Source organism: Halomonas garicola, from assembly GCF_031935715.1.
GTDB lineage: Bacteria > Pseudomonadota > Gammaproteobacteria > Pseudomonadales > Halomonadaceae > Vreelandella > Vreelandella garicola.
Genome location: NZ_JASSZF010000013.1, coordinates 62,510 through 70,100, shown reverse-complemented (window position 1 = coordinate 70,100; position 7,591 = coordinate 62,510). Strand labels below are relative to the sequence as shown.

Annotated in this window: 7 protein-coding genes and 2 tRNA genes; all 9 read right to left on the bottom strand. The window is 66.2% G+C overall.

The annotated features are described in order from the left end of the window. Nucleotides 1-176: 176 nt before the first annotated feature. The 9 genes from RS027_RS06725 to RS027_RS06685 all read right to left on the bottom strand — a co-directional run bounded on the left by RS027_RS06725 (nucleotide 177) and on the right by RS027_RS06685 (nucleotide 7,413). Nucleotides 177-253 (bottom strand) — tRNA-Met (locus tag RS027_RS06725). Nucleotides 254-302: 49 nt separating this feature from the next. Continuing rightward, nucleotides 303-1,394, bottom strand: coding sequence for a redox-regulated ATPase YchF (gene ychF, locus RS027_RS06720; RefSeq protein ID WP_311955305.1), 1,092 nt, complete (start codon nucleotides 1,392-1,394; stop codon nucleotides 303-305). 47 nt (nucleotides 1,395-1,441) lie between these two features. Next, on the bottom strand, nucleotides 1,442-2,023 hold the full coding sequence (pth, locus tag RS027_RS06715; protein ID WP_311955303.1) for an aminoacyl-tRNA hydrolase: 582 nt from the start codon (nucleotides 2,021-2,023) through the stop codon (nucleotides 1,442-1,444). A gap of 86 nt (nucleotides 2,024-2,109) precedes the next feature. Further along, entirely contained in the window at nucleotides 2,110-2,769 is a 660-nt protein-coding gene (locus RS027_RS06710) for a 50S ribosomal protein L25/general stress protein Ctc (protein WP_311955300.1), read from the bottom strand. A gap of 109 nt (nucleotides 2,770-2,878) precedes the next feature. Next, entirely contained in the window at nucleotides 2,879-3,820 is a 942-nt protein-coding gene (locus RS027_RS06705; protein ID WP_311955299.1) for a ribose-phosphate pyrophosphokinase, read from the bottom strand. Nucleotides 3,821-3,893: 73 nt separating this feature from the next. Next, nucleotides 3,894-3,968 (bottom strand) — tRNA-Gln (locus RS027_RS06700). A gap of 24 nt (nucleotides 3,969-3,992) precedes the next feature. After that, nucleotides 3,993-4,868 (bottom strand): 4-(cytidine 5'-diphospho)-2-C-methyl-D-erythritol kinase, encoded by an 876-nt coding sequence (gene ispE / locus RS027_RS06695; RefSeq protein ID WP_311955295.1) that lies wholly within the window; start codon nucleotides 4,866-4,868, stop codon nucleotides 3,993-3,995. Next, complete coding sequence (lolB, locus tag RS027_RS06690) at nucleotides 4,849-5,481, bottom strand: lipoprotein insertase outer membrane protein LolB (protein WP_311955293.1); 633 nt, start codon at nucleotides 5,479-5,481, stop codon at nucleotides 4,849-4,851. The genes ispE and lolB overlap by 20 nt, the downstream gene beginning before the upstream one ends. Before the next feature lie 132 nt (nucleotides 5,482-5,613). Beyond that, a complete protein-coding gene (locus tag RS027_RS06685; RefSeq protein WP_311955290.1) occupies nucleotides 5,614-7,413 on the bottom strand; it encodes a tetratricopeptide repeat protein in 1,800 nt (599 codons plus the stop codon). Nucleotides 7,414-7,591 lie beyond the last annotated feature (178 nt).

The window sequence follows — 7,591 nt, the reverse complement described above, 5'->3', positions numbered from 1 at the left end:
CGCACATGAATCAGGCCCTGCCACGCAAGTGGTTCGACCGGCAGGGCCTGATCTCGGTACTCGATACGGTAAGAGGGCTTAGCCGTTCTTCATGAACCGCCGTATACCGAACGGTACGTACGGTGGTGTGGGAGGGCGCCGGGGGTAACCCCGGCCCCTACCCAATTTAACCGGGCTGGTAGCTACGCCCTGATTCGAACAGGGGACCCCATCATTATGAGTGATGTGCTCTAACCAACTGAGCTACGTAGCCATTCAACGGGGGCGGATACTACCCGGCGGCCGGGGAGGCGTCAAGTGCTTCAGACGTTGAAGCGGAAGTGGATGACGTCGCCGTCGCGGACGATGTAGTCCTTGCCTTCCAGGCGCCACTTGCCGGCATCCTTGGCGGCCTGCTCGCCGCCCAGGCCGACGAAATCGTCGTAGGCCACCACTTCGGCGCGGATGAAGCCTTTCTGAAAGTCGCTGTGGATTACGCCGGCGGCTTCCGGGGCGGTAGCGCCTTCGCGCACGGTCCAGGCGCGAACTTCCTTCACCCCGGCGGTAAAGTAGGTCTGCAGGCCCAGCAGCGAGTAGCCGGCGCGAATCACTCGGTCGAGGCCGGGCTCGGCCATGCCCATCTCGTCGAGGAACATGGCGCGCTCCTCGTCGTCGAGCTCGGCAATTTCGGCTTCGATCTGGTTGCACACGGGAACGACCACCGCGCCTTCTTCGGCGGCGATCTCGTCGACCACGTCGAGGTAGGGGTTGTCGGCAAAGCCGTCCTCGTTGACGTTGGCGATGTACATGGTGGGTTTCAGGGTCAGAAAGCCGAAGCTCTTGACCTGCTCCTTTTCGTCGTCGTCCAGGCCGGCGCTGCGCAGCGGCTGGCCTTCGGCCAGGTGCGGCTGCACCTTGTCGAGCACGGCCTTGGTGGCAACGGCATCCTTGTCGCCGCCCTTGACCGCGCGCACCAGCCGCTGGAGGGCCTTCTCCACGGTGTCGAGGTCAGCCAGCGCCAGCTCCATGTTGATGATCTCGATGTCGGCGCGGGGGTCGACCTGGTTGGAGACGTGGATGACGTTGTCGTTGTCAAAGCAGCGTACCACGTGGGCAATGGCCTGAGTCTCGCGGATGTTGGCGAGAAACTTGTTGCCCAGGCCTTCGCCCTTGGACGCGCCGGCCACCAGCCCGGCGATGTCGACAAACTCCATGGTGGTGGGCAGCACCCGTTCGGGCTTGACGATGGCCGCGAGCGGGTCGAGCCGCGGGTCGGGCATGGGCACAATGCCGACGTTGGGCTCGATGGTGCAGAAGGGGAAGTTTTCAGCGTCGATGCCCGACTTGGTCAGCGCGTTGAAGAGCGTGGACTTGCCGACGTTGGGCAGGCCGACAATACCGCAGTTGAAACCCATAACGATGATTCCTGAAAGCTTGTGTGAAGTGCGACGCGAAAGGCGCGTTACTTGACGCTGTGCAGGCGCTGCATGGCTCGGGGCCAGTTGCCGGCAAGCCCCAGCGGCAGGGTGGCCAGGCACTCGTCCAGCGCGGCGTCGATGGCGGCCTGCTCGGCCTTGCCCGGGCGGTTGAGCACGTAGTTGACGACCTGGTGTGACTCGCCGGGATGGCCGATGCCGATGCGCAGGCGATGAAACTGTTTTTGATTGCCAAGTGCACTGATGGTGTCGCGCAGGCCGTTGTGGCCGCCGTGACCGCCGCCGGTTTTATAGCGTGCCTGGCCGGCGGGCAGATCGAGCTCGTCGTGGGCTACCAGCAGCTCCTCGGGGGCCAGCTTGAAAAACTGGCACAGCGCGGCCACGGCGGCGCCGCTGCGGTTCATGAAGGTGGTGGGGTTGAGCAGGTGCAGCTGGGTATCGCCCAGGCGCGCCTTGGCATAGAGGCCGAGAAACTTCTTTTCCGGGCGCAGCTCGACGCGCGCCTCCCGGGCCACGGCGTCCACCAGCCAGGCGCCGGCGTTGTGTCGCGTGGCGGCGTACTGGGGGCCGGGGTTTCCCAGGCCGATAAGCGCCAGGACCTGACTCATTGTTTCCCTCCAAAAAAAATCAAGCGCCGAAGCGCTTGATCGTAACATTTAGCGGGCCGTGCCGGGCACGGCCCTGGGCCTGCGGCTTATTCGGCGTTGTCACCTTCGCCTTCGCCTGTGCCTTCACCTTCGCCCTCTTCGGCTTCGTCCTCTTCGTCGTCGCGATCCTTCATCTTGACGACGCTGAGCACGGCCGAGTTGTGATCTTCGCTGTGGGCGAGATCGACCGAGCGTACGCCTTCCGGCATCTTGATGTCGGAAAGGTGCAGGGTGGTGCCGACTTCTACTTCGGAAATGTCGATTTCCAGGTTGTCGGGCAGGTCTTTGGGCAGGCAGTAGACGGCAACTTCAACGGCCAGGGTGTGCAGCTCGCCGTCCTGGTCCTTGATGCCCACGCACTGCTCTTCGCCGATGACGTGCAGCGGGATGTTGATGGTGATTTCCTGCTTGGCATCCACGCGCATGAAGTCGGCGTGGGTCATCAGCGGTTTGAACGGGTGGCGCTGCAGATCACGCACGATGACCTGCTCTTTGGTGCCCTCGATGTTGAGATCGATGATCGAGGAGAAGAATGCTTCGCTTTCGACCGCCTTGTAAAAGGAGGTCTTTTCCACGGCGATGGACTGCGGCGCCTTGTCGCCGCCGTAAACTACGGCGGGAACTTGTTCGTTTGCACGACGCAGGCGGCGGCTCGCACCTTTCCCCAGGTCGGAACGAACGCTGGCGTTAAGGATAAAATCGGACATTGAATGTGCCTCTAGGTTAACGTTGGAAAACGCCGCCGCCCGCGACCAGACGACGACGTTTCCAGAAGCGGCGGGGCATTTGGCCCCTACCGCTGCGAAAGTCAGGCAATCAGTGGAACATTGCGCTGACGGATTCTTCGTTGCTGACCCGGCGGATCGCCTCGGCGATCAGCCCGGCGACGCTTAGCTGGCGGATGCGGCCGCTGCGACGCGCGCTTTCCGACAGCGGAATCGTATCGGCCACCACGACTTCGTCAAGCACGGAGTCGGTAATGTTATCCACCGCCGGGCCGGAGAGGATAGCGTGGGTGGCGTAGGCCACCACGCTCTTGGCGCCGCGCTCCATCAGCGCTTCGCCGGCCTTGCACAGGGTGCCGGCGGTGTCGATCATGTCGTCGACTACGACGCAGGTGCGGCCTTCGATCGCGCCGATGATATGCATGATCTGGGCCTGGTTGGCCTGGGGGCGGCGCTTGTCGATAATCGCCAGGTCGGCGTTGAGCGCCTTGGCAATGGCCCGGGCGCGGACCACGCCGCCGACGTCCGGGGAGACCACGACGAGGTCGCTGTAGTTTTGCCGCTCGATATCGTCAAGCAGGATCGGCGAGCCGTAGACGTTGTCCACCGGCACGTCGAAGAAGCCCTGGATCTGATCGGCGTGAAGATCCATGGTCATTACCCGGTCCACGCCGGCCTTGACCATCATGTCGGCCACCACCTTGGCCGAAATCGGCACCCTTGAGGAGCGCACTCGGCGGTCCTGGCGGGCATAGCCGAAGTAGGGCAGCACCGCGGTGATGCGCGCCGCCGAGGCGCGACGCAGAGCGTCAACCATCAGGATCATTTCCATCAGGTTGTCGTTGGTGGGCGCACAGGTGGACTGCAGGATGAAGACATCCTTGCCGCGCACGTTCTCATTGATCTCGACTGCGATTTCGCCGTCGCTGAACTGGCCGACCGTGGCGTTACCCATTCGGCTGTCCAGACTATCGGCAATCTTGTGAGCGAGCTCGGGATTGGCGTTCCCGGCGAAAACCATCAGTTTTGACACGCGCAGCCACCTTTGCAGTGTTGGAAATCTTGGGCGTTTTGGCTAAATCGTTCGGCGCCGCTGGCTGCTGGATTGGCTGGGGTAGCAGGATTCGAACCTGCGCATGCCGATACCAAAAACCGGTGCCTTACCACTTGGCGATACCCCAGCAGTGTTCCAGCAGGACGGGCGTTTAGCCGCCCAGAGCATCATGAAGAGGAGAGTGATTGCATCCTTTGGCAACCCAGGCCGTGCCGTACTCGCCTGCCGCCTGCGCGATGCGCCGAGCGTCTGGCGCGTGCGGAAAAGCGGCAAATACGCAGGCTCCGGTGCCGGTAAGCCCGGCGGGTGCGTAGCGGGCAAGATAGTCAAGCGCGCTGGCAACCGGCGGATGCCTGTCCCTGACCACGGCTTCGCAGTCGTTGCGCCAGGTGGATGCTCCCCCTTGAAGTGCGCGCGCCATATTAATCGGCGGGGTATGGCGTGTCAATTGCGGATCGCCGAACACCCCGGCGGTAGAGACGCTCACGCCCGGGTGGATGACCACGAACCAGGACGTCTCCAGGCGAACCGGAGTGAGCCTGTCGCCGACGCCTTCGGCCCAGGCGCTGCGGCCTCTGACGAACACCGGCACGTCCGCCCCCAGCCCAAGCCCAAGCGTCGCCAGCTCGTCAAGCGACAGCCCAAGCTGCCAGAGCGCGTTGAGTCCCACAAGCACCGTGGCCGCGTTGGAGCTGCCGCCGCCAAGCCCGCCGCCCAAGGGCAGGCGCTTGTCGACCTTGATGCTGGCTCCGCAGCCGGCGGGCGCACGGCGTTGCAGCAGCCGAGCGGCGCGCAGCGCCAGGTTATCGTCGGCGGCGACGCCGGCAAGCGCGCTTTCCAGCACCAGCCGGCCGTCGCTGCGCGGTGTCAGGCTGACCGCGTCGCTCAGGTCGAGCAGCTGGAACAGCGTCTGCAGCTCGTGGTAGCCGTCGTCGCGCCGGCCGGTAATGTGCAACAGGCGGTTGAGCTTGGCCGGGGCGGGCAGCCGTAGCGTGCCGGGCACGGGGTTACTGTGCCGGCGCGTCATCGGGGTCGGGCTGCCAACGGTTGATCACCAGGGTGACGCGCATGTCGCCGTAGGCCAGCGCCAGCTTGCGCGGCAGCCAGAGGTCGCCGACTTCGGTCCAGTCGCGGTAGTCGATCTCCCAGCCGTTTTGCTCCAGATGCGAGGGGAAGCCGAAGGCGTCGGTTTCCAGCTGATAGGTGTCGCGCTCGCCGGGCAGGCCGCGCACCCAATAAGGCATATCGCGCACCGGCAGCGACCAGCCGAGCTGGTCTTCCATCAGCGCCTCGGGGCTTTCGGCTTCAAAGCGGCCGTCGCCGTTGGTCAGCGAGAAGCGGCCTTCGCGGCCTTCGAGCACCGTGCGTCCGCCGCCGAAGGGGCCGCTGATGAGCATGCGGAAGTAGTGGGGGTACTGGTTCCAGTCGAGGTTGGCGCTCTGGCGCTCGTCGGGCGTGCGAAGCCCCGCCTTGCCCACCAGCGACCAGCGCTCGAGTTCCTGGATATCGGTCTGCTGGGCTTTCCAGTCGCCGCGCTGGCGGCCGCTGTCGTCGGTGGGCGCTTGGCTTGCGCAGCCGGCGAGCAGCGTGAGCGCCGCCAGCGCGGGCAGGAGCGGCGTGCGCACGGCAAGGCGCGGCATGAAACGTCTCGTCAGGGAGTGGCTCGGCATGAGGGTATCCAGGGCAGGGTGAATGGAGAAAGCGTGAATGAAAATAGAGTGAGTGAAGAAAGGGTGAATGAAAAAGATTGCATGAAAAAACCGCCGGGAGCGCTATTCCCCGGGTGACGCAGGCGCGAGCTCCGGGTGGCGCGAGAGCAGGTCGTCGATGGCGGGGTGCTCGTCGCGCCGGGCAAGCGCCTCGCTCACCAGCCGGCGGGCGCGGTCGGTTTTGCCCAGGGCGTGGAGCACCTCGGCCAGGTGCGCGGTGACTTCGCCGTCCGGCATCCGCTTGCGAGCGCGCTCAAGCAGCGGCAGCGCCTTGTCCGGCTGCCCCTGACGAAAGTACACCCAGCCGAGGCTATCCTGCACCGCGGGGTTGTCGGGCGCCAGCTCGTGGGCCCGCTCGACCAGCCGGCGGGCATCGTCAAGGCGGTCGGGAACCTGCTCGTCGGCCCAGGTGTAGCCCAGGGCGTTGAGCGCCATGACGTTGTCGGGCTCCTGTTTTAACACCTGCTGAAGGTCGCGCTCCATGCCGGCAAGGTCGCCGTCCTGCCAGGCGCGCATGGCGCGGTGATAAAGCAGCTCGGTAGCGTCCGGGGACCGCTCGATGCCCTGGGTGAGCAGGGCGTCGGCCTCGGCCTTTTGGCCGAGCTCGTCGAGCAGGCTCGCCTCCAGCATCAGCAGGTCGCTGTAGCGCTCGCTGAAGCGCCGGCGCTGGTTTTTGAGAAAGGTGCGGGCATCGGCCGGCTGCCCGGCGTCGATCAGCATGCGCGCCCCCGAGGCGCTGGCGGGAAGAAGCTCCTCTCCGCCGGTGACCTGGCGGTAGTATAAGAGGGCGCTGTCGGTATCGCCGGTGGCCTCGTCGGCCTTGCCCAGCAGAAAGTAGCCGGCAGCGGAAAGGTCGTCGCGGCCGGCCAGGGGCTTAAGCAGCCGCCGGGCGGCGGCCGGCTGCTCTTCATCCAGGTATAGCCGGGCGAGCGCCAGGCGCAGGTCGCGCCCGCCTTGGTGGCGCTCGAGCAGGTCGCCGGTGTGCTTTTCGGCGGCGGCCACGTTGCCCAGACGAATGTCGGCCTGAACCAGCAGCAGGGTAAAGCGGGCGTCTTCCGGGGCAAGCTCAAGCCCTTTTTGGGCGGCCTTGCGAGCATCGCGATAGTCGCCGCTGTCTAGCGCCAGCTGGGCCTGGGTGCGCCACAGGGCCGGAGCGTCGGCAATGAGGGCCCGGGCGCTGGTCAGGTGCGCGCGCGCCGCGGGGGCGTTGTCGCGGGCCTTTTCCAAAAGCGCGGCGGCCAGATGGGCGTCCCCCCGGCCTGCCTCGGGCAGCGGGTCGGCGGCATTCAGCGCGGCGTCCAGCCGGTCGAGCAGCGGCGCCGGCGGGGCGCCTTCGGCAATGGCCTGGCCGGCAAGCGCGGCAAGCCTGGCCTCGTCGCCCTGGGCGGCAAGCGCCAGGCGCTGCTCGAGGGCGCCGTCCCAGTCGCCCTGCTCGGCGGCAAGGGCGGAAAGCAGGCGGCCGGGCGTGGTGCTCGACGGATCCAGCGCCTGCCAGCGCGCTGCGGCGGTTTGCAGCAGCGAGGTGGACTCGCTGAAGCGCGCGGCAAAGGTGGCGCGCTCGGCAAGGGCCGGGTCGGCGTAGCGCTCGGCGGCGTCCAGATAGCCCTGGGTGGCGTCGCGGTAGCGCCCGCGCTGGCCGGCCATTTCGGCCGTGAGCAGCGTCCCCAGCCCCTTGGCGTCAAGGCCGCGGGTGATGGGCGGCGCCGAGGCCAGGATATCCTCGCCCGGAGTCTCGGCCGGCGGCGCGGTCTGACAGCCGCCCAGCAGGACGCCTGCCGCCAGCAGGGGCAGCAGCGACGCCGCGGGCGTGGCTTGAAGGGCGCGCGTCAAGGTGGCGCGAATAGCGGTGGCGCGAAGTGGCATGCAACTCTCGATCCGTGGGCCGGACGCTCAGCATAGCCCCTTGCCGGCCCGGGGCAAAGTGGTGGGGCATAGTCGTGGGGCATATTTAATGGGACAGGATGGTGTGGAAAAGCGGTGGGGGTAAGAACCGCCACGGCTGTGTTAGAATAGGCGCTCTAATCGACGTGCACTGGCCGGC